Raw genomic sequence first — 21,527 nt, 5'->3', positions numbered from 1 at the left:
CGACCACCGCGGGGCCACGGCACGAATGTGCGGACGGACGGCGATCCACCGTGGAGCAGCGGCACGAGCGTGCGGCGGGACGGCGATCCGCCATGGGGCAGCGGCGCGAATCCGCGGACCCACGGCCATCTCCCCGCAGCCCCACAGCAGTCCACCGTGGACTCACTGCTCGGCGAAGGCGAGCTCCGCGGGCTCCGCGGCCCCGGCGTCGAACGGCAGCACGAACCGGTGCGGCCAGGACAGCACGCTCTCCATCCACCCCGCCCCCATCGTCTGGGCCACGTGCCGGAGCCGCTCGTCCGGATCGATGCCGATCGTCACCGTGAGGATGTCGCGCTGCACGCCCTCGTGCTCGTCGTCGCCGAGGATCACCCGCCAGGCCAGCGCCCGGTTGCGGTCCACCTCCATGGACAGCGGATGGTGACGGAGCGCCTTGGCCCGGTGGCCGAGCAGCTCGGAACCGCCTGCCGGGCGGTTGAACAGCGCGTACTCCATGACCGGCGCGGGACTGCGCGGGTTGGGCGCGGGCTGGGCGTAGGGGAAGAGCCGGTCCACCTCGTGCAGCCAGCGGATCTGCGGGATGACCCAGGTGGGCCCGGGCCGCTCGCCGGCGTCCCTGTCGGGACCCAGCAGCCGGGTCGCGACCTTGGCGACCTGCTCCGTCAGTTTCGCCGGGTCGCTGACGGTCCGCAGCGACCACGCCCGGCGGCCCACGCTCCGTTCGGCCGCCGTGGCCAGCAGGCATTCGCGCCTGCGCAGCGGGAGCTCGGCCCACAGATCGGCCAGCGCCCTCGGCACCCCCGGCACCGGCCGGTTGGTGCAGTACGCCAGCACCAGGGTGTCGGCCCAGATCCGCAGCCAGGCCCACTCGGGCGAGACGGCGAGCAGGTCGGCCTCGCGGAGCTCGACCAGCGTGCACGCCCGGCCGGTCCTGCACTCCTGCCCGCACGCCGCCGAACGGCGTCCGCAGATTGGCGGCATGTGGCCGGGGATCAGTCGCTCGCGGTCCTCGCCCAGCGGCACCTGGACGCGCAGCGGCCGGTCCATCCCGTCGGCGAAGACCGCCGCGACGCCCGGCGGCAGCGAGACGACCTGCCGGGACTGCTCCTCGCTCAGGTTCATGGCGGCCCCGACCAGCTGGCGGTCGTCCTCGGCCGGGAGCCGGTGCACGACCTTCAGCGCGGTGTTCTTCACGACGTCGGAGACCAGCTTCGTGGGAATCTGCTCGGCCACCACGATGCCCTCGCCGTACGCGCGGATCTCCGCCAGCATGCCCGCGAGAAGCTCGACGGCGTGGGTGCTGGCCCGTCCGGCGCCGCGGTCGCGGAGCAGCCGGTGCGCCTCCTCGATCACGATGACGTGCCGGAGCCCGGTGCTCCGCTCCTTCCTGGCCCGCATCCGCAGGTGCTCCACGATCCGGATGATCAGCGTGCCCATCAGGAACGCCTTGTCCTCGTCGTTGGCCACGTCCTCGATCGCGAACACCACGTTGCGCTGGAGCAGGTCGCCGATGTCGGCGGGATGGCCGCCCTCGAAGAACCGGCCCGCGGAGCCGACCCGCAGCGATCGCAGCCGCAGCGAGATGAAGCCCTCGACGTCGGCCTGGACCTCCCTGCCGTAGCCGATCTCCTTGATCACGTCCATCGCGTGCTGCTGCAACTGCTCAAGCGTCGGTACGGCGGGCCGCACGGCCGCCCCGGGGGCAGCCCAGCCGGTGACCACGTCCCAGCCGTTGGCCTCGTACACCCGTTGCAGGGCGAGCGACATGATCTGCGGGAACGGCTCCTCGGCGTCGAAGGCCGCCATGAACAGCGCCCGGACCATGTCGATGTGGGCCTGGACCGGATAGCCGGGCTCGGGAGCGAGCGGGTTGACGCTGAACGGCACGCTGTCGGGGGCCGAAGGATTGATCACGGTCACCGGGGCGAGGTGCTCGATCCGGCCGCCCATCGCGGCGTACTCGGACTTGGCCGGTTCGATGGCCAGCCACGGGATGCCCGCCCCGGTGAGCTGCTCCAGCAGGTGCCTGACGGTCTGGGACTTTCCCGAGCCGGTGGCGCCGGTGATGAACGCGTGCCGGTTCAGGGTGGCGAGGGGAATCTTGAACGAGCCGACCGCCCTGTCCTGTCCGTCCAGGATCGACCCGAGATCGACGGCCGGCGAGCCGGGGACGGCATCGGCCTCACTCGTCACGTCGAAGAAGCCCGCGTCCAGCACCCGGACCCCCGGCACCTCCCTGCGGGGCAGCCCGGCGAGCGCGGCGAGCGCCCCTGCGGTGGCCGCGAACGGGGCGGCGGTGCCGTCGGCCGGATCCTGGAGCGTCGTGGACAGGGCCTCGGCGAAGCCGTACACCGGCCCTGACAGCGCGCTGCGCAGGCGGTAGGGGTGGTGGCTCATCTCCGCCGAGCCGACCAGCACGGGGGCGATCTGACGGAGCTCCTCGGGGCTCGCGGCCCCGGCCATCACCCGGACGTTCCAGAGCCCGGCCTCGCGGAAGGCGTCCAGCTCCTGCATGCGCCGCTCGGCCCGCTCGGCGTCGTAACGCGAGCGCTCGGAGGCGTCGCCGTACTGCCGCAGCACGTTGAGCTGGGTCCGCAGGTGCGAGACCTCGGCGTCCAGCAGATCGGTCTGCTCGGCCACCACCAGCCAGGCGAACGGCCGGGACATCAGCGTGACCAGCGTGGACTCGAAAAGCGTGGGCCGCTTGGTCTCGTCGGCGTCCGGCTCGCGGCGGCCGCCGAGCGGCGGGGCCTGACGTCCCGGGCAGATGGTCCAGGCCAGGTCCGACAGGTCGCGGAGCCACTCCTCGCCGATCCGCACGCCCCGGGCGCCGCTGGGGAAGAGCAGCGGCTCGGGTCCGCTGGGGAGCGGCTCGGCCTCGGTGGCGGCCCGGCGGGGCGGTCGCGGCGGGGTCAGCGGCCCGGCGTTGGTGATGAGCTCCAGCGGCGCGCCGGAGCCCCGGGAGAGCCAGCCGACCACGAAGGGCCGGTTGCGCTGTGCCGCGGAGAGCACCGCGGGCAGGACCGTGACGAAGTCCCACTCGGCGGAGGAACTGCGCGAGGGAGCCGTGATCGCCTGGATTCTGTACCAGGGACCGGTCAGGGTGTGGGGCGGACGGGACACGCTTGGCTGCATTTGGTCTCCACCCGGGGGACCCGGCTCCAGGCCGGGGGGTTGACGCTTCACGGATCGCTCCGCCGTACCGGCCGACGGGGAACCGGGGGCGGGTCACCCCCACACCCAAGGTCGAACCTCACTCGGGGATCGCACCTCCGCATTGACCATGCCATTACCGCAAACGAACGCTTCATTGACGCTTGCGCCAGTCCAGACGTGCCGGAGGCGGTCCGAGGTTGGGCGGGGCGTCCTCGAAGGGGTTCGGCTCGCGGGTCTCCGTCTCTTCCTCCTCCACCCGTTCCAGCGCGGCTTCCTTGATCTCGTCGAACTCGCCCAGCGTCGTCTTGGGGAAGGTCAGTATCGCCGGGTTGGCGTCGGCGAGGCGAACCCGGCGTCCCTGGGCGGTGGCGTCGGTGACGATCACCGAGGTGGTGGGGAGCTGCTGCAGTTGGTGAGGCTCGACGAGAAACTCCCTGGAGCGGTGCAGGACCCGCTCGGTCTCCCCTCCCATCGCCTTGGTCGCGCGCCGGCCCCACTCGGTGGACTCGGTGATGTCCTCCTTCAGGTCCTTACGGCCCGCCTCACGCTCGTCCTCGCCCTCCTCGGTCTGGCCGACGGTGGAGACGTAACCGCCGTCCAGCCCGGCCCCGGCGGCGCTGATCGTCTCGGTGAGCTGGGCGAGCTCCAGCCGGTGTTCGGTGCCGACGTGCTCGCTCGCCACCCGGGCGTCCTCGGCGTTGCCAAGCCTCATGAACGTCACCGCCGCGTGCCCGCGGCCGAGCCGCTCCCGCACGGTCGGGGTGAGCGACCTGTAGGTCAGCACCAGCCCGGTCCTGGAGGTCTCGCAGGCGTCCATCAGCCGGTCGAGCACGTCGCCGCGGAGCTTGTCCGCGCCCGCGACGATGATCGTGTGATACCAGGGCCGCTCGGAGGCGGGCGACTGGCGCAGGATGTGCGTGAGCGCGGTGGTCACGTAGGTGCCGAGGACGCGGTTGCCGAACACTCCGGCCTGCCGGTCCATCGACACGACCCGCAGGCGCGCGGGCGGCAGCCGTACCGCCTCGGAGCCGAGGGTCTCCAGCTTGCGCAGCTGCGACTCCAGCGCCCACGCCCGCTCGATCACCACGCGGTCGCTGACCCCTCGGCCGAAGAGCGTGCCGATCCGCTCCAGCTGGGTGGCGGTGATCAGGCCGAACCTGAGGTCGTCGCGCGGGTCCCCGACCTGGGCCAGGGCTCGCAGGGCGGCGGTGACCTGGTTGATCGTGGCGTTCTCGCCGAGGACCTCCAGGACCCGCTCCAGGATCGCGTTGTCGAACGACAGGTCCCTGGTCGTGCGGTGCTCCTCGCTGACGCTCACGACGTGGGCGAGGACGTCGGCGAACGCCTCGGGGGCCAGCGTGGCGCCCAGGTCGAGCCGGGGAAGGTCCACCGGCAGCACCCAGACCAGGGGCTCGTCGCCGCCCCTGCGCGCCAGCTCGATCAGGTCCTTGGCGATCGCGCCCTCCGACAGGTCGAGCACGGTCAGGTGGCCGCCGCTGTAGAGGCGGGTCGCACCGAGCAGGGTGATCAGCGCCGACCAGCCGGGCAGGGTGCCCCCGGCCACGTCGATCCGGTCGATCTCGTCGGGCACGGCCACGGCGTACCAGGTCAGCTGGCGATCGTGCCGCTCCTTCTTCTCGGCCCACTCCCGGTATCTGGCGGCGTGCTCCTCCTGGGCGCGGAAGAGCTCCCTGTCGCGCTCCTCCCGCTGCCGGTCGCCGATCGCCTCGTGCTCCCGGATCCGGTGGCGGACCGCCCTGTCGCCCTGGTGGACCGCGTAGCTGCAGAACACCGCTATCCCACCGGTGGCGATCAGCCCGACGGCGGCGAACGACCAGCTCAGCATCTGGGTGAGCCCGAGGCCGAGGATCAGTGCCGCGAGCGCGGTCATGAACACGCGGACGATCTTCACCGGCCGGTTCAGCAGGTCCTCGTTGAGCCGCTCCCTGCGCACCCACTCGGTGTCGAGGGGCTCGGCGACGTTCTCGATCGGGGAGGGTCGCTTCGGAGCCGGACCCGGATCAGGGTGCAACAAGGCATACTGCCAGCCCAGGTAGATCCGGTCCGCCTGGAGCTGCGCATGCTCGGGATGCACGTCCGCCACGGAACCTCCGCCATCGGGCTCATCGGAAGCCTCGATGACAGCGTAAGAGTTGGACCTCCTATTCGGGCAGCGTTCCCGCCAATCCGCTCCATATTTCCCTGCGTTTGCTGTCATTTAAGGGACAACTGAGGCGGATGGGGCGGACGTCAGCGATTACCATCCTTTGTCATGACGTCTGCCCCCGGTGACGGTCCCAGAGGTACCCGACGACGGCGCGCGGTCGCAGTGCCGATCGCAGCTCTGGTCGTGGCCACCGGTCTGGGCATCGTCGCGGCCTTCGGCGGACTCGGCGACGCTCCGGACAAGCCTCCCAAACAACTCGGTCCGGGCGCGACCCTGGATCAGGAGCAGTTCCTCACCAAGTTCGTCGAATCCCGCTCCACCGTCGAGCCCGGCTCGTTCGGCACTCCGGGCAAGCGGTTCGTGGAGATCGAGATGGAGGTCACCAACAAGGGTGACGCGACCACCCGGGTGGGGCTGCCCAACACGACGGGCGGCGACAGCTCGTTCTTCGCCGGATCCCTGCTCAAGATGACCCCCGAGATCAAGAGCGAGTACGGTCCGGCGGCGTCCGCTTCGGCCGAAGGTGTCGAGAGTAATCAGCTACAGCCCGGCATGGCGACCAGAGTCGTGATCAAATACGAGCTACCGGACGGGCAACGGGCGCCCGAACGGGTGAGAATGGACATCGGCACGTTCGAGTTCGCGGCGGAGGGGATCATCCTGGTTCCGGGCTGGCATCTGGCGACGGAGGACGGGGCCGGCTCCGCCAGGCCGCCGCTCACCGTCGCGGCCCAGGTGACCCTTCCCGTCCAGCCGAAAGGAACGTCCGGATGAGCACGGTCACTCGATCCCGGTCCGAGTCGGCCACCTCTCAGCGCGCTCCCGCGCCGCCCAGCCGGTGGCGCAGGGCGGGGGCCGTCCTCGCCGGAGTCGCCCTGGCCGCGGCGGCCGTGGGCCTGCAGGCGTTCGGATCCGCCGCCGCGGATCACGACACCCCTCTCACCTGGACCGGAGGCGTCGGCGACGAGGTCGTCGCCTCCCGGTTCTCCGCGCGGGTCAAGACGGTGCGCGCCGCCAAGGCCCTCGAATCCAAGGGCTTCTCGGGTGAGAAGACAAGGGCGACCACAAAAGGGATCTTCATCATCGTTGAGGTGGGCGCCACGTCGGCCCGCAAGCCCCTGCAGCTGGGCACCCCCGTGCTTCTGACGGACAGCGGGCACCGCTACGAGGCGACGGACAAGATAGACGCCTCGCTGACCATCACCGAGCTTTACATCCAGCCCGGCTGGTGGGGTGAGGGCGTGACCGTCTTCGATCTCCCGCCCGGCGAGCTGCCGGGCTCCCGGGTCGTGCTCGCCCCCTCGTCCTCGTTCCTCGTCGAGCCCAACGGGCCCGAGATCGAGATCGACCTGGGCCTGGACGAGGCGGGCGCGAAACGCCTCGTCTCCACCGCCAAGGACGTCTACACGCCGGCGGTCAAGCTCTGATGGACACTCCACTTCCCGGAACGCCGGAGGACGAGCAGCAGCGCGACTGGTTCACCCCGCAGGAGAAGCGGCCCCCCGCGCCCCTGCGTCGTCCGCGGAGGTTCACCCGGACCTCTCCCCAGGAGCCCGACGGGCCCTCGTCCATGTTTCCCCCGTCGCCGGACGGCCTGCCCCCGACCATGTTCCCCCCGCCGCCGCCGCCCGCACCTCGCCGCCCGCGCCGCCCGGCCGTTCCCGGCGCTCCGGCCCCCTCGGGAGCGGCCGCCGGCCCGGCGGGCCCTGCTGGCCTGACTCCGCCCGACAGGCGCTGGGAACCCCGTTCCCAGCGGGTGTTCGGCGACGAGCAGGTCTGGCCGCCACGTGCTTCGCGCCCGGAGGAGGAGGCGGGGATCTCGACCCAGCCGTTCCCCGCCGTCACGGGGGCCCCGCTGCCCAGGCGCGCCGACCCCGAGGCCCCTCCCGCCGTGCCCGAACCGGCCCCCGCCGACCCCGCACCGGCCCCCGCCGTTCCCGCACCGGCTTTTACCGTCCCCGAGCCCCCTCGCGTCTTCCCCGCGCCCCCTCTCGCCGCTCCCGTGGAGGAGCCCGCTCCGGCCGCGACGGCGGTCCCGCGCCGGCGTGGCCGTACGGCGCTCCGGGTCGGCGTCGCGGCCGTGACCGTGGTGCTGGCGGGGGCGTTCCCCGCCTGGAACAACTACGACGTCTACAAGGTGAGAAACCCCGATGACAGGATCTACACGGTGGCCCCCGGCGGCAGCGCGACGCTGATGCAGGTGTCCTGGAAGGCCGCGATCGAGCCGGCGGACGGCACGCCCGGTCTGCGCCCCCTTCCGGCCGACCGCCAGTGGCTGAAGATCAAGCTGACCCGGACCTACCTGGACGCCGAGGGCGCGGTCAAACGCGGCACCCCCGAGGTCGACTTCAGGGACGCCGAAGGCCGCAGCTGGCAGACCGCGATCACCCGGGACGACCTTCCGGAGGAGCCCGCGGAGCAGAGGATCGGTACCGGCTACCACTACGAGCTGATCGGCGTGGTGCCCAAGGCCCTGGCCTCGAAGGTCGAGGTCTACGTCCGCCCCAACCTGGTCGACGTGATTCCGGACCAGCCCGTCGAGGACATCTTCAAGCCCTCGGAGGAGGATCCGGTCCCCACCGACCAGGTGCTGCGCTTCAAGCGGTGAGCGGCCCTCCTCCGCGCGACCGGGCGCCGCGCCTCAAAGCGGTGAGCGGCTCCTCGTCGCTCGACCGGGAGACGTGTTGCAAGGCGGTGAGTGTTCCTCCGCACGGCCGAGAGCCGCGCCTCAGGCGGTGAGCGTCTCCCCCGCCGCGCGGCTACGGGTGGCCGCGATGTCGAAGGTGGCCGCCAGCAGGCAGACCATCAGCACCGTGACCAGCATGTCTCCGACGAACTCCACCGGACCGCTGATCACCACCCAGCTGAACGGGTGCTCGTTGCCGATCAGCATGCGCACGCCCCGGTCGGCATAGTCGGTCACCACGCCAATCGCGACGTAGCAGAGACAGAACAGGCCGAACAGGGGAGCGCCGCCGCGGGTGGCGAGCCGGAAGGCGTTCGCCGGGGGGACCCAGCGCTCCTGGAATCCGGCCGTCGCCCGGGTCATGGTGTTCCGGGTGAGAGAGTGCGTCCGCCCCAGCTGATCGGCGACGGCGTCCAGCCGGGTGCCCCGGACGATCGCGCGGGTGTCCTCGGCGAACGCGCCGTAGACGAGCGAGGCGACCGTGAGCCAGGTGAGCGGGACGACCATGCTGTCCACGAAGTACGGCCAGATCCCCCCGACGGCCTCCCAGAAGTCCTTCCACCACGGGACGGCCTCTCGTGCCTGCTCGGCCCAGTCGGCGACCGTCGCCACGGCGGCCCGGTGCCCCAGCCAGTCCGCCCGCGCGCTGGTGAAGACGAACAGCGCGTTGAGGCTGTAGAAGGCGAAGGCCAGCTCGAAGAAGGTGGTGAGCACGCCGCTGCCCTTGAACTTGCCGTTCGCGTGCCACCAGCCGAACAGCGTCTTGAGCAGATAGGCCACCACGGCGACCGCGAGGGAGATCCGCGGGTCCAGCCCGACGAGCCCGTCTCCGGCCGCCACGTCCTCGCCGACCCGCCTGTTGAAGTCCAGTCCGATGAAGTCCCTGGCGTCCTGGTTCTGGAAGCCCCAGGCGAGGTAGATGGCGGCGAAGGCGAGCGTGGCGCGGTTGAGCGCGCCGAACATGCTCTCGTCGGCCTCGCCGCCCTCCCGCCGCGCCCGGATCTCCCTGAGCGCGCCGCGCACCGAGTGGAGCATGCCGACTATGACGATGAGCTGGTTCAACACGATCAGCGTGAGGACGAACATCGTGATGACGAACCGCACCTGGCCGTAGTCGCCGCGGGAGACCTCGCTGCCCGCCAGCATCAGGGCTCCGCGGACCACCCTGCCCGCGGAGAACCAGAGCACCAGTGACAGGCCGCAGGAGCCGAGGATTCTGAGCGCGTGCGCCGGAAGTCCGTACGCGGAGAGCGTCCGGACAGTGGCGGGTGGCGACGGCGGGGGCATAACAGTCGTTCCGGACACCCGAGGCATGCTAGCGCTCCACCATGCCCGATCACGGCCAAACACTCGCCCGATTACCCGGAACACGGTGACGATATGGATCGTTTCATCGCGGGAACACGATATTGATCGTTTCGCCGCGAGGGACGAGCACATCGATCACCGCGGGACGGGTGGACAGCTGATCGTTTTGCCGTGGGGGAAGAGCACCTCGGCCACCGCGGGACGGGCACCTCGGCCACCGCGGGACGGGCACCTCGGCCACCGCGGGACGGGCACCTCGGCCACCGCGGGACGGGTAACAAACGACGGGTGTCCTTTGTTACAGCGGCCATGAAGCGCATCGAAGTCTGGGCCGACCTGGTCTGCTCGTGGGCCCACATCGGCAAGCGGCGCCTGGAGCAGGCCGAGTTCGACGAGGACGTGGAGATCGTCTGGCGCCCCTACCTCATCGACCCGATGGCGCCGGCCGCCGCCGGCACGTTCGACGCTCACCGAGTGGTCGCCCTCGCCCTCGACCGGGGCGGTCCCGCACTGCAGGACGCGCTCGTCGAGCGGATCATGCACGCCTACTTCGTCGACGGCTCCGACATCGGCGATCGGGACACCCTGGCGGCGCTCGCCGCCGAGGCGGGCCTGGACGGCATGGCCGAGGCACTCGACGCCGGAGAGGGGACGGACGAGGTCCGCGACCAGCTCCTGCGTGGCAAGGCCATCGGCGTGACCACCTCCCCCACCTTCGTGGTGGGTGAGTCGGCGATCGCCGGTGCGCAGTCGCCCGAGGTCCTGGCCGACCTGGTACGGAACGCCGTCCCGGCGCGCGAGCTCCCCGACGAGGTCACGCGCCTGCGGTACGCCGAATCCCTGCTGGACCTCCGAGACCCCCTCGGCGCTCTGCGGATCATGGAACCGCTGCTGGCGGAGCATGGCGACGACCCGTCCGTCCGCCTGCTGGCCGCCCGCGCCTACTTCGGCTCGGCCCAGCTCGGCCGGGCGAGGGAGACGCTGGAGTCGTTGCTGGAGCGCACCCCCGGCGACCACTACGCCAGGTTCCTGCTCGGCAGGACCCTGGAGCGGGCCAACCGCCACGCCGAGGCCCTGCCTCACCTGCGGATGGCGGCGGCCATGTCCTCCGAGGCCGACTACACCGACGCGCTCCGACGCGTCGAGAGCAGGGTCTCCTGACCGGGAGCACTGCCCTGCCCACCGGCTCGCGGACCGTACGACCCGTATGACCCGGCCCGCCCGTGAGCCGTACACGCGGAAGGACCGGCACCCCGCGAACGGGATGCCGGTCCTTCCGGTCGAATTCGGGTCAGACAGCCACGGCGAGCTGGGTGACCTCGCCCAGGCGGGCCTGGGCGGGGATGTCCCTGGTGAAGCCGCCGCCCGCGATGATGCGGACGGTCCAGTCACCGGGAGCGGCGAAGAAGCGGAAGATGCCCTCGTCGGACACCACGACCTCACCGGTGAACTCGCCGGCGTGGTCCAGCAGGCGGGCGTAGGCCGTACCCGTGCCCGAGACCACACCCTGGATGACGGCCTGGGTCGAAAGATCGATCCCGGCCGGAATGGCGACCGTCTGTTCCGGAGCAGCGCATCCGTCAGTCATTATCGTGCCTCTCCCAATTCGATCGGCACGCCGACGAGCGAGCCGTATTCGGTCCACGAACCGTCGTAGTTCTTGACGCTTGCCTGGTCGAGAATCTCGTGCAGCACGAACCATGAGTGCGCCGAGCGCTCGCCGATGCGGCAGTAGGCGATGGTGTCCTTGGCGAAGTCGATGCCCTCGGACTCGTACAGGGCCTTCAGGTCCTCGTCGGTCTTGAAGGTGCCGTCGTCGTTGGCGGTCTTGGACCACGGAATGTTGCGGGCCGTGGGCACGTGACCACCGCGCTGTGCCGCCTCCTGCGGAAGGTGGGCGGGAGCCAGCAGCTTGCCGGTGAACTCGTCGGGCGAGCGCACGTCGACCAGGTTGAGCTTGCCGATCGCGGCGACGACGTCGTCACGGAAGGCGCGGATGGACAGGTCCTGGTCCTTGGCCTGGTAGCTCGTCGTGGGACGGTCGGCGATCTCCTTGACCAGCTCGCGGGACTCGAGCTCCCACTTCTTGCGGCCACCGTCGAGGAGCTTGACGTTGTCGTGGCCGTAGAGCTTGAAGTACCAGTACGCGTAGGCGGCGAACCAGTTGTTGTTGCCACCGTAGAGAACCACGGTGTCGTCGTTGCCGATGCCCCGGGCGGACAGCAGCGCCTGGAAACCCTCGCGGTCCACGAAGTCACGGCGGACCGGGTCCTGGAGGTCCTGCTTCCAGTCGATCTTCACGGCGCCACGGATGTGGCCCTTGTCGTAGGCACTGGCATCCTCGTCCACTTCGACGAGAACGACACCAGGGGTGTCGAGGTTGGCCTCAACCCAGTCAGCGTCGACCAGGACGGCAGAGCGGCTCATGTAGATCCTCCGGAATTATCGTGCGGCGGGCAGTAGGCGGCGAATGATCAAGTACATCTCGCAGCCGAGGCAGAAACCGAAAGCGGCGTTGAGAAAAGCGGCGAAGAGGGCCGCGGCGGTGGCCACATAGGCCAGCGGCGCGATCTGTGCGACGTATCCGACCAAGCCCACCAGGGCGAAGATGAGGCCGACCCCCTGCGCGAAGCGCGGCGGGGCGGCGTCCTCCAACTCCTTGGGCGGGCTTTTCACTACCCTTTTGAAGATCATCCCGTACGGCGAGGCACCCATGAGACCCAGTGCGAACACCACGGCCTGTACGGCGAGCAGCCACGCGCTGCCTGTCACCAGGACGAGCGCGAGGACGACGGTCGTGACTACCGCGGCGAAGCGGAGTGCTCGGGGATCAGCTTGCATCGCTTGATGCTCCTGCAGGGTTGTGCAGATCGGTGCGGCTCGACGGCCGCTTGAGATCGCCCTTTAGGAAGCGCGACAGAGCGCGGTGGTCACGCGGCAGAAATCAACCGCGCGCCGCTTCGTCAGCAGCTCTGTCCCGGAGTTCATACGCATGACACTACCCCGGCGCTCCGCCGCCTGTCACATCTCTGTCCAATTTCTGAGACAGAATTGTTCACACAAAGGTAGGGTGCCCCGCTCCGCCCGCTCATCCCCTGATTCGTCTCCCGGCTCATTCGCCGATCGCCAGACCCAGGGCGCCGATCACGTCGGCCTTCCGCGGCTGGCCGGAGGCACGTTTCACCACGTCTCCCGACGCGTTGAGAATGAGGACCGTCGGGGTTCGCAGGATGTTCAGCGATCGGACCAGGTCCAGGCGGGACTCCGCGTCGATCTCCACGTGCGCCACCCCGGGCACCAGATCCGTCACCTCGTCGAGGATCCGCCGGGTCGCCCGGCACGGCTGGCAGAAGGCGCTGGAGAACTGCACGAGCGTGGCCCGCTCGCCGAGCTCGGCGTGGATGTCGCCGGACGTCAACCGCTCCACGTCGCCCCTCACCTCGCGTGGCACGCCGCTCCGCCGCCGCATCACCACGCCCACGAGCGTGGCCACCGCGAGCGTGACGACCACCACGATCAATCCGGTCACAGAGCACGACAACACGCGGCCGCCGCCGGCCATTCCCCGCACGGGTCCGGCCAGAGACGACTCCGGGCTCGGCGGCCCTAACGGGCGGGGACCGAGAGCAGCACCCGGCCCGCGGTGGTGGCGATCTCGAACCTCGAGATGTCCTGCGGCCGCATCGTGGTGGTGGCGAAGCCGTCCGACTCGTCGTAGGCGACCCTGTCGACGATCCAGTTTCCGGCCCTCTCCCTGTTTCCGCCGAATCCGATCACGTCCAGCCGGCAGCGAGTGCCCTCGGCCACCCCGGAGAGCACGACCTTGACCTTGGTCCCCCCCGTTCCCGCCAGGGCGGTCACCGTGGCGCGGACGGAGCCGTCCACGCTCGCACCCTCGACCCTCAGGTCTCCCGGCTTCAGCTCGCCGGGCTTACGCTCGGCGAAACCCTGCCGGCTGGACTCTTCGCCGGGCTCCCCGGGAGCGTCCAGCATGATCTTCGCTTCGGGAGTGGGCGTCTCGGAGGCACTGGACGCCGGGGCGGGAACGGACTTGCCCTGCGCCGCGGAGGAGCTGTCGCCCGCCGCGGGGGCCGACCGGGACGCGGACGCCGTCGTCGCGGTCTCGTTGGCGGGCCGGTTCGCGGCCCATATGCCGCCGCCGAGCCCGACCACCAGGACCGAGGCCGCCAGCGAGAGCATCAGCCGGGTCATCCGGCGCCGCTTGACCTTGGCGCTGAGCAGCCGGTCGAGCACCGCCCGGGGCGGTCTGCCCACCTGCGCCACGTCACTCTCGGACACCTTGCCGAGAAACGCGGACACCCCGGTCAGCTCGTCGAACTCCGCCTGGCAGTCCGCGCACTCGGCGAGATGCGCCTCGACCAGCACGCACTCGTCCGGTTCCAGCGCGCCGAGCACATAGGCCCCGAGCGACATCCGTACTTCGTCACAGGTCATCATCATGGCGCGAGCCCCCGCTCCTCCAGCGCCAGCTTGAGCGCCCGAAGCGCGTAATACGTGCGCGATTTCACCGTTCCGGCGGGGATTCCGAGTGCCTCGGCGGCCTCCTTGACCGACTTCCCCTGGTAGTAGACCTCGGCGAGCACCTCGCGGTGCTCGGGCCGCAGGGCGGCCAGTGCCTCGGCGACCGCCCATGACTCGACGGCACGGTCCAGCTCGTCGTCCGCGGGCACCACGGCGAGTGCCTCGTCCCCCGTCTCGGGGGGACGCGACCTGCGCGCCCGATGCTGGTCGACGACAAGATTGCGGGCCACTGTGAACAGCCACGCGCGGATGGAACCCCCGCCGATCGCGTCCGGATGCCGCCAGGCCCGCAGCAGCGTCTCCTGCACGACATCCTCCGCTCTCCCCGAGTCCCCCGTCAGCCGCAGGACGTAGCCGTAGAGTGGCCCGCCGTGTTCGTCGAAGAGCGCTCTGACGAGCTGCTCGTCGGCGGTTCCGGCCTGGCTCACACCCTCACGACGTACGGAGAAGCGCCTCGGTTCAGTCACGGGCCGGTTCAGTCATGAAGAGGGACGTCGGCGGCCTCGCCCGCGATCTGGAGACCTTCGGGAACGACCTTCACCCCGGTGACCTTGAGGTCGAAGGGCAGGTCCTTGATCGGGATCTTGTAGGTGATGAAGCGCTCGGGCTGCGGCACGGAGATACCCTCGCCCAGCGTCACCTTCTGGGCGACGAACTGCACCCCGCCCTCGACCAGCTCGATCTTCATGGTGGCCTTCGCCGGCACCTTCTGGTTCAGGAAGGTGATCTCTCCGCTGACGTTGAGCCCGTCGCCGTCGACCGCGACCTTGATCCCCTGTGGCGCCTTCTGGTTCAGCGTCGTCACCGGAACCACCACGACACCCGCCACGCGCTCGGCGCGCATGTCCACCTGATCGGCGTGGAGCACCAGGTCCTCCAGCGGCGCGGTGACCCCGTACAGCGTGAAGTCCACCCTGGACAGGGTGACACCGGCGAGGGTCAGCTTGCCCGCGGCGACCTTGACCTCGTCATACCGTCCGGCGATCGCCTGGGTCAGGAAGGGGATTCCGGCGATGGTCACCTCGGGCGGGGTGTCGAGGTCGTATTTGGCCGTCGCCCGCGTGGCGATCTCCCGCTGCACTCCGACGACCGCCACCCGGTCCAGGATCACTCCGAAGACAAGCAGCACGATCAGGAAACCGACCAGCTTGCGCATCTGACTCCCTGTTCGTTCTGCGGATTCAGCCTGGATGCCACCGCAGCACATCCCCCAGCAATCTTGTCTGAAACGCCGCACCACCGGTAGCGCTTGCCCATATATATGGGGGTTTGCCCATCGATCTTCTTGTGGTTCTCGTGATTTCCCCCGGCGGTCTCCCGCTCGGCCCTCGCGGTCTCCCGCCCCGCCGGGAGCGCTCCGGCGATCAGCCCCCCGCGAAGGGGGGAAGCACCTCGACCGTCGCGCCCTCCGCGAAGACGATCGTGTCGTGGGCCCGGGTGCCCACCGGATCACCGTTCACCAGGAACGACGACCGCCGCACCACCCGGGCGAGCTCATCGCGGTCCAGCGTGACCTTGGCCATCAGTTCGGCCAATGTCGCCGCCTCGAAGGGCTCCTCCGCGACGCCCGCCGCGTCCTTCGCCGCCGCCCAGTAACGAATTACACCCGTCGCCATCTGCACATCAACCTCTCCCAAACACATACGGTTACCACATCATTACGGGGAATCCACCGGGGAAACATGTTCACCAGGTGGACGCTTCGTGGATGCTTCATCCTCGTGGGCTATCCTCACCTACTACGGGACCTGGGCGACGTAGCCCCCGGGTCCTTACGTGTTTGTACGGCTACCGCCGACATAACGCGGGAAGGAGGCATCGTGAGCAATCTCCTGCTGCTCACCAACGCCCTGGAGCCCTCGACTGAGGTCCTCCCGGCGTTGGGGCTGCTACTGCACTCGGTACGGGTCGCGCCCGCAGAGGCATCCGCGCTGATCGACGTCCCGCCCGCCGACGCCATTCTGGTGGACGCGCGGCGCGAGCTCGCTCAGGCGAAGAGTCTGTGCCGGCTGCTCCGTACCACGGGCGTCGCCTGTCCCCTGGTGGTGATCGTCACCGAGGGCGGCCTGGCCGGATTGACCGCCGAATGGGGTGCCGACGACGTCATCCTCGACAGCGCCGGGCCCGCGGAGGTCGAGGCGCGGCTCCGGATGGCCGTGGGCCGGCTCAGCCTGTCCGCCGCGGAAGAGGTTCCCGACGAGATCCGCAACGGTGACCTGTCGATTGACGAGGCCACCTACACCGCCCGGCTCCGTGGTCGCGCGCTGGACCTGACCTTCAAGGAGTTCGAGCTCCTGAAGTATCTCGCCCAGCACCCCGGCCGGGTCTTCACCCGGGCCCAGCTTCTCCAGGAGGTCTGGGGCTACGACTACTTCGGCGGGACCCGGACCGTGGACGTCCACGTCCGGCGGCTCCGTGCCAAGCTCGGCGCCGAGTACGAGGCGCTGATCGGCACCGTCCGCAACGTCGGCTACCGGTTCGTCCCCGAGCGCGGCAACGAGGCCGCCGAGGAGCGCGAGACCGTTCGGCGCTAGCAGGGCCCCAAAAAGCCGTACAAATTTGCGCAAAATTATGTGCAGAAAATTCGCGCAGGAGACAGTTCGCGCAAAGAACGTACGGAAGGCTCACCGGGGGAATCCGGTGAGCCTTCCGCGTTCGGCTACGTGTTGCCTGTGAGGCCCGTGATGGTTACGGGACGACCGTGATGTGGTTGGGAACCGGGGGCGCGATCGACGGGTTCGCCGCGAAGTAGGCGGCGAAGGCGTCGATGTCGAGCGGGCCGCTCCACAGGTCGGTGCCGCCCTGGAAGGCCAGGAACGCGTCACCGCCGCCGACGAGGAAGTTGTTGGCGGCGACCCTGATGCTCTGGGTGTCCGTCACCGCGACACCGTCGATCTTCATGTTGGAGATCTTCGAACCCCACGGCGCGCTCGTGCTGTAGGTGTAGGTGAAGTTCGACGACGGCTGCAGGATCTTGGTGAAGGCCTGGTTGTTGGGCCCGCCGGTGAACTGCTGCTCAAGAACGGTCTTGAGCTGCGCGCCGGTGAGCGTGACGGCCTGCATGAGGTTGTTGAACGGCTGCACCGTGAAGGCCTCGCCGTAGGTCACCACGCCGTCGCCCTCGCCCACGGCCGAGCCGGCGTAGGTGAGGTTGGCACGCACGCCGCCCGGGTTCATCAGGGCGATCTGGGCGTTGCCGCCGGTCCTGGTGGCCGCGAGCTGGCCGTCGGCGATGAGGTTGCCCAGGGAGGATTCGCCGGACGCGGCCCCGCTGTTGGTGATGTCAGCGGTGATCTTGCCGAGCGGCTTGTTGGCCACCGACGCGACGCGGTCCTTCCACGTCTGGACGAACGCGGAGATCTCCGGGTCCGGGGTGACGGTCCGGGTCACGATCTGGTTGTCGGCCACGACCGAGGAGCGCACGACGTCACGGGTCTTGACGTCCACCTGGAAGTCGACCTTGGTGATCACGCGGCCGAAGGAGCCGCCCTGGCTGTACAGGCGCGTGCCGCCCTTGGGGTCGGACACCTTGCACAGGTAGGCCTGGTGGGAGTGGCCGCTGAGGACCATGTCGACCTCGGCGTCGACCTGCGTGGCGATCCGGTTGCCCGCGCCCGGCTGGGCGGCGCAGGAGTCGGGCGACTGGCCCGCGGTGACCTGGTCACCTTCGTGCACCAGCACGACCTGGGCCTTGACCCCGACGATCTGCAGGAGCTTGGAGGCGACGTTCGCGGCCTTGACCTCGTCGACGAACTCCAGGTCCTTGATGCCCTCGGAGGTGACGATGGTCGGGGTGGTCTTGGTGACCAGGCCGATGAAGCCGATCGGCACGCCGTTCATCCAGCGGATGGCGACCGGGGGCAGGGCCGGAATGCCGTAGCCGTCCAGCAGCTTGCGCAGCGGGCCGGTGTGGCCTCCGCCGAGCGCGTCGAGCGCCGCCTTCTCGGCGGAGCTGTTCGGCCGCTTCAGGAGCACGTTCGCGCCGAGGTAGCTGTACTGCGCGCCCTTCCACTTACCGGCGGGCGAGCAGCCGTCCACCGGGTGGCAGCCGCCGTTCATGATGCGCTTGAGCTCGGTGTAGCCCTCGTCGAACTCGTGGTTGCCCACGGACGAGACGGTGACGCCGACCTTGCCGAGGAACTCCACCGACGGCTCGTCGTGGAAGGCCGCGGAGATCAGGGGGGAGGCGCCGATCAGGTCGCCCTGGGCGACCTTCAGCGTGTTCTTGTCTGACATCTGCTTGAGGTACGTGGCCGCGTAAGCCGCGCCGCCCGCGTCCACGGTGGTGCCGGTCTCGTCGACCATACGGCCGGACGAACCCGTCGGAGGCTCCAGGTTGCCGTGGAAGTCGTTGAGGGAGAGCAGGCGGACCGGCACCGTCTTGGCGGGCTTGGCGGGCTTGTTGCCCGCCTCGGCCGGTCCTACGAGGAGCACCAAACCGGCTCCGGCGAGCACGCCGGCCATGGCCAAACGCTGGAAGGAACGAGACATCATGAACCACGACACTAGGGTGACTAACTGTGTATGGAATGTCCTAGAGATAACGATTCACACGCTCCAAAGCTGGCGTCTTTTGCCAGTCCCGGGTGATTCGCTGAATCTGCGGTCCGCTTAGAGTCCAGGACATGAACGCGCGTGTGGAACACAGGGGACGACTGGGCGAACACGAAGTGGCCGCCGTCCTCACGATAGTGGAGGCGGCCGCAGAGGCCGACGGAGTCCGGCCGCTCAACGAGCACGTGATGCTCCATCTGCGCTACGGCGGCGACGACCGGATCGGGGCCGTACTCCTGTACTCCGGAGACGACCTCGTGGGGTACGCGCACGTGGACCCGACCGACCCGGTCGAGGGCGCGAGCGGGGAGTTGGTGATCCACCCCGCCTTCCGGAGGCAGGGTCACGGGCGCCACCTGCTGCGGGCCGTACTGGATCGGACGGGCGGTCACCTGCGCCTGTGGGCGCACGGCGGCCACCCCGGGGCCGAGGCCCTCGCCGCGTCGGACGGGTTCACCAAGGTCAGGTCGCTCTGGCAGATGCGCCGCTCGCTGTCCTCTCCGATTCCCGGCTTCACGCTCCCCGAGGGCGTACGGCTGCGCACGTTCGAGCCTGGATCCTCCGACGAGGAGGCCTGGGTGGCGCTCAACGCCAGGGCCTTCGCCCACCACCCGGAGCAGGGGGCGTTGACGCTGGAGGACCTGAAGCGGCGCGAGCAGGAGTCGTGGTTCGACCCGGCGGGATTCTTCCTCGCGGATCGGCCGACCGGATCCGACGGCGACGGCACCCGAGGACCTGAGGGGGGCGCGGACGGCGACGGCACCCGAGGAAGCGGGGCGAGTGCGGACGGCGGCACGGCGGCCGGGGGCCGGTTGGTCGGTTTCCACTGGACCAAGGTTCACGGGGACGGGCACGAGCCGATCGGCGAGGTCTACGTGGTCGGGGTGGATCCCGCGGAGCAGGGAGGCGGGCTGGGCAAATCCCTCACCCTCGCCGGCCTGACCCATCTGCGTTCACGGGGCCTGGCCCAGGTGATGCTGTACGTGGACGAGAGCAATGCCGCGGCGATCCGCCTCTACGAGGGACTCGGCTTCACCCAATGGGACGTCGACGTCATGTACCGCAGATAAGGGCCCTGCCGTAAATGGGAGAACGCCGGTCGGCGTGGTGCCGACCGGCGTTCCCGACGATAACTCGGTGATCCAGCGGAGCGCGCGAGTCCCTCGGCGGTTACTCGATCATCCAGTGGAGCGCGTAGTAGGACAGTGCGGCGACCAGCGCGGCGGCCGGGATCGTGAGGACCCAGGCGGTCACGATGTTGCCCGCGACACCCCAGCGCACGGCGGACAGGCGCTTGGTGGCGCCCACGCCCATGATCGCGCTGGTGATCGTGTGCGTGGTGGAGATGGGAGCGCCGAAACCGATGGCCGCGGTGTAGAGCACGGTCGCGGCGGCGGCCTCCGCGGCGAACCCCTGCGGCGGCGTGAGCGCGATGATCCGGCGGCCGAGGGTCCGCATGATCCGCCAGCCACCCGCGTAGGTGCCCAGCGAGATCGCCGTCGCGGCCGAGAGGATGACCCACTGCGGGATCGGGTCGCCGTCGTTCTGGTAGCCCCCGACGACAAGCGCCAGGAAGATCACGCCCATGGTCTTCTGCGCGTCCTGCAGGCCGTGGCCGAGAGCCATGGCCGCGGCGGAGATCGTCTGCGCGTGACGGAAGCCGCGGTTGGTCTTCGACGGCTGGGAACGACGGAAGCCCCACAGGATGCCGATCATGATGATCGCCGCCAGGGTGAAGCCGATCAGAGGGGACAGGATCATCGGAATGACGACCTTGTCCAGCACGCCGTCCCAGTGGACGGTGCTTGACGAGGCCAGCGCCGCGCCGACCAGGCCGCCGATCAGGGCGTGACTGCTTGAGGAGGGAAGACCGAAGTACCAGGTGACGAGGTTCCAGGCGATCGCGCCGATGAGGCTGGCCCCCACGATCACCAGACCGTGGCTTCCCTGGGGAGCGTCGATGATGCCCTTGCCGACGGTCGCCGCCACCTGCGTGCCCAGGTGGGCACCCAGAAAGTTCATCGCCGCGGCCATGAAGAGGGCGGCCCTCGGCGTCAGCGCGCGCGTCGAGACGGAGGTCGCGATCGCGTTCGCGGCGTCATGGAAACCGTTGGTGTAGTCGAAGACCAGCGCCACGACCACTACGCCGATGACAAGTGCGAGCGAGAGATCCACTTAACTTTCCTTGACCGCGATCGACTCGATCGTGTTGGCCACATGCTCGAAGGCGTCGGCGGCCATCTCGAGCTGATCGATGACCTCCTTCATCTTGAGAACGGTCAACGCGTCGTACTCCCCGCTGAAAAGCTTCGCGAGAAGGCGTCGGTAGACCTGGTCGGCCTGGTTCTCCAGCCGGTTGATCTCGATCCAGTACTCGTTGAGGTTCTTCATCGAGCGCAGCCGGGGCATGGCCTCGGCGGTCAGCTCGGCCGAACGTTCCAGCACCTCGACCTGGCGGATGACCTCCTTGGGAAGGTGATCGATCTGGTACAGGACGATGAGGTCGGCGGCGGCCTCCATGTAGTCCATCACGTCGTCGAGGTTCGACGCGAGACGGTAGATGTCCTCGCGGTCGAAGGGCGTGATGAAGCTCTCGTTGAGCCGGTTCATGATCGCGTGAGTGCGCTCATCACCGGTGTGCTCACAAGCGCGCATCTTCTCGGCCAGGGCTTCCCTGTCCGACCCGTCGCTGATGATCTCGACCAGCAGACGGGACGCTGTGACGAGGTTGTTCGCCGAGTCGGCGAACAAGTCGTAGTAGCTGTCCTCACGAGGCGTGAGACGCAGGCGCACGTCGTTCTCCAGATGTGCGGGGATGGTCCGCAGAGAAGGGTACGGGTTACCAGCGGAAATACGAACTTCACCCGCTTGACACCTACTCTTCCATTAGTCGCTACCTGGCGTATACCTAGCGACACTCGGCTTGAGGGAGTCTTGAGGGCATCTTTCCGGTGACCGTTTTGCTCGTTTTCGGCCACATTATGCCGAAGCCAGGTCACGTATGGGACTCTCCCCCGGGGTGACGTCCAGCTCGAAGGCCTCGCGTCGCTCGCAAACCCCGCTTCAGCCGTACGTTCCGCCTGAAATCCACGGGGGCATGATCAAGGACGGGCC

The 21,527-nt window shown here is 69.3% G+C and carries 21 protein-coding genes; 6 read left to right on the top strand and 15 right to left on the bottom strand.

Going from position 1 to position 21,527, the window contains the following annotated elements; genetic code table 11:
- Nucleotides 1-162: 162 nt before the first annotated feature.
- Together CHC08_RS40350 and CHC08_RS40345 are read right to left on the bottom strand one after the other, a co-directional pair.
- Nucleotides 163-3,135, bottom strand: a complete 2,973-nt coding sequence (locus tag CHC08_RS40350) for an ATP-binding protein (RefSeq protein ID WP_089212667.1) — start codon at nucleotides 3,133-3,135, stop codon at nucleotides 163-165.
- A gap of 172 nt (nucleotides 3,136-3,307) precedes the next feature.
- Nucleotides 3,308-5,260 carry a hypothetical protein gene (locus CHC08_RS40345; RefSeq protein ID WP_089212666.1) on the bottom strand — a complete coding sequence of 651 codons (1,953 nt, stop codon included), beginning with the start codon at nucleotides 5,258-5,260 and terminating at the stop codon, nucleotides 3,308-3,310.
- Between the two features lie 225 nt (nucleotides 5,261-5,485).
- Between CHC08_RS40345 and CHC08_RS40340 the strand changes: the two genes are divergently transcribed.
- The 3 genes from CHC08_RS40340 to CHC08_RS40330 are packed head-to-tail and all read left to right on the top strand — an operon-like array spanning nucleotide 5,486 to nucleotide 7,931.
- Nucleotides 5,486-6,097 carry a DUF4352 domain-containing protein gene (locus CHC08_RS40340; protein WP_089212665.1) on the top strand — a complete coding sequence of 204 codons (612 nt, stop codon included), beginning with the start codon at nucleotides 5,486-5,488 and terminating at the stop codon, nucleotides 6,095-6,097.
- Complete coding sequence (locus CHC08_RS40335; RefSeq protein ID WP_089212664.1) at nucleotides 6,094-6,750, top strand: hypothetical protein; 657 nt, start codon at nucleotides 6,094-6,096, stop codon at nucleotides 6,748-6,750. Before CHC08_RS40340 ends, CHC08_RS40335 begins: the two co-directional genes overlap by 4 nt.
- Nucleotides 6,750-7,931: a hypothetical protein gene (locus CHC08_RS40330; RefSeq protein WP_143653552.1), complete on the top strand. Its 1,182-nt coding sequence runs from the start codon at nucleotides 6,750-6,752 to the stop codon at nucleotides 7,929-7,931. The genes CHC08_RS40335 and CHC08_RS40330 overlap by 1 nt, the downstream gene beginning before the upstream one ends.
- Before the next feature lie 120 nt (nucleotides 7,932-8,051).
- Here CHC08_RS40330 and CHC08_RS40325 read toward each other — a convergent pair whose 3' ends face one another.
- Nucleotides 8,052-9,314, bottom strand: a complete 1,263-nt coding sequence (locus CHC08_RS40325; RefSeq protein ID WP_143653551.1) for a hypothetical protein — start codon at nucleotides 9,312-9,314, stop codon at nucleotides 8,052-8,054.
- A gap of 312 nt (nucleotides 9,315-9,626) precedes the next feature.
- Here CHC08_RS40325 and CHC08_RS40320 point away from each other — a divergent pair, with 312 nt between their 5' ends.
- Complete coding sequence (locus CHC08_RS40320) at nucleotides 9,627-10,478, top strand: DsbA family protein (protein WP_089212661.1); 852 nt, start codon at nucleotides 9,627-9,629, stop codon at nucleotides 10,476-10,478.
- 130 nt (nucleotides 10,479-10,608) lie between these two features.
- Here CHC08_RS40320 and CHC08_RS40315 read toward each other — a convergent pair whose 3' ends face one another.
- From CHC08_RS40315 to CHC08_RS40280, 9 genes are all read right to left on the bottom strand, one after another.
- On the bottom strand, nucleotides 10,609-10,905 hold the full coding sequence (locus CHC08_RS40315; RefSeq protein WP_089212660.1) for a DUF1416 domain-containing protein: 297 nt from the start codon (nucleotides 10,903-10,905) through the stop codon (nucleotides 10,609-10,611).
- Complete coding sequence (locus CHC08_RS40310) at nucleotides 10,905-11,744, bottom strand: sulfurtransferase (RefSeq protein ID WP_089212659.1); 840 nt, start codon at nucleotides 11,742-11,744, stop codon at nucleotides 10,905-10,907. Before CHC08_RS40310 ends, CHC08_RS40315 begins: the two co-directional genes overlap by 1 nt.
- Nucleotides 11,745-11,759: 15 nt before the next feature.
- Nucleotides 11,760-12,158: a DUF4395 domain-containing protein gene (locus CHC08_RS40305; RefSeq protein ID WP_089212658.1), complete on the bottom strand. Its 399-nt coding sequence runs from the start codon at nucleotides 12,156-12,158 to the stop codon at nucleotides 11,760-11,762.
- 63 nt (nucleotides 12,159-12,221) lie between these two features.
- Nucleotides 12,222-12,305 carry a putative leader peptide gene (locus CHC08_RS53105; RefSeq protein ID WP_369990866.1) on the bottom strand — a complete coding sequence of 28 codons (84 nt, stop codon included), beginning with the start codon at nucleotides 12,303-12,305 and terminating at the stop codon, nucleotides 12,222-12,224.
- A gap of 124 nt (nucleotides 12,306-12,429) precedes the next feature.
- The gene (locus CHC08_RS40300) at nucleotides 12,430-12,846 is read right to left on the bottom strand and encodes a TlpA family protein disulfide reductase (RefSeq protein WP_179282495.1); all 417 of its coding nucleotides are present in this window, start codon (nucleotides 12,844-12,846) and stop codon (nucleotides 12,430-12,432) included.
- Between the two features lie 77 nt (nucleotides 12,847-12,923).
- Nucleotides 12,924-13,778, bottom strand: coding sequence for an anti-sigma factor family protein (locus CHC08_RS40295; RefSeq protein WP_089212656.1), 855 nt, complete (start codon nucleotides 13,776-13,778; stop codon nucleotides 12,924-12,926).
- Nucleotides 13,775-14,287 (bottom strand): sigma-70 family RNA polymerase sigma factor, encoded by a 513-nt coding sequence (locus tag CHC08_RS40290; RefSeq protein ID WP_179282498.1) that lies wholly within the window; start codon nucleotides 14,285-14,287, stop codon nucleotides 13,775-13,777. The genes CHC08_RS40295 and CHC08_RS40290 overlap by 4 nt, the downstream gene beginning before the upstream one ends.
- Before the next feature lie 47 nt (nucleotides 14,288-14,334).
- The gene (locus tag CHC08_RS40285) at nucleotides 14,335-15,015 is read right to left on the bottom strand and encodes an LmeA family phospholipid-binding protein (RefSeq protein ID WP_179282494.1); all 681 of its coding nucleotides are present in this window, start codon (nucleotides 15,013-15,015) and stop codon (nucleotides 14,335-14,337) included.
- Nucleotides 15,016-15,223: 208 nt separating this feature from the next.
- Complete coding sequence (locus CHC08_RS40280) at nucleotides 15,224-15,475, bottom strand: MoaD/ThiS family protein (RefSeq protein ID WP_089212683.1); 252 nt, start codon at nucleotides 15,473-15,475, stop codon at nucleotides 15,224-15,226.
- A gap of 204 nt (nucleotides 15,476-15,679) precedes the next feature.
- Between CHC08_RS40280 and CHC08_RS40275 the strand changes: the two genes are divergently transcribed.
- On the top strand, nucleotides 15,680-16,393 hold the full coding sequence (locus tag CHC08_RS40275; RefSeq protein WP_089212653.1) for a winged helix-turn-helix transcriptional regulator: 714 nt from the start codon (nucleotides 15,680-15,682) through the stop codon (nucleotides 16,391-16,393).
- 154 nt (nucleotides 16,394-16,547) lie between these two features.
- Here the strand turns inward: CHC08_RS40275 and CHC08_RS40270 are convergent, their stop codons facing one another.
- Entirely contained in the window at nucleotides 16,548-18,353 is a 1,806-nt protein-coding gene (locus tag CHC08_RS40270) for a bifunctional metallophosphatase/5'-nucleotidase (protein WP_089212682.1), read from the bottom strand.
- A 131-nt stretch (nucleotides 18,354-18,484) separates the two neighbouring features.
- On the opposite strand from CHC08_RS40270, the gene mshD reads away from it, so the two are divergent.
- Entirely contained in the window at nucleotides 18,485-19,483 is a 999-nt protein-coding gene (gene mshD / locus CHC08_RS40265; protein ID WP_089212652.1) for a mycothiol synthase, read from the top strand.
- A gap of 100 nt (nucleotides 19,484-19,583) precedes the next feature.
- On the opposite strand, the gene CHC08_RS40260 is transcribed toward mshD, so the two are convergent.
- Both CHC08_RS40260 and CHC08_RS40255 read right to left on the bottom strand, forming a co-directional pair.
- On the bottom strand, nucleotides 19,584-20,588 hold the full coding sequence (locus CHC08_RS40260; RefSeq protein ID WP_089212651.1) for an inorganic phosphate transporter: 1,005 nt from the start codon (nucleotides 20,586-20,588) through the stop codon (nucleotides 19,584-19,586).
- On the bottom strand, nucleotides 20,589-21,206 hold the full coding sequence (locus tag CHC08_RS40255; RefSeq protein WP_089212650.1) for a DUF47 domain-containing protein: 618 nt from the start codon (nucleotides 21,204-21,206) through the stop codon (nucleotides 20,589-20,591).
- Nucleotides 21,207-21,527: the final 321 nt, after the last annotated feature.

The organism is Streptosporangium subroseum (genome assembly GCF_900188345.1).
Taxonomy (GTDB): domain Bacteria; phylum Actinomycetota; class Actinomycetes; order Streptosporangiales; family Streptosporangiaceae; genus Streptosporangium; species Streptosporangium subroseum.
The sequence above is the reverse complement of the archived record's forward strand: the minus strand, read 5'-3'. Positions and strand labels throughout refer to the sequence as shown.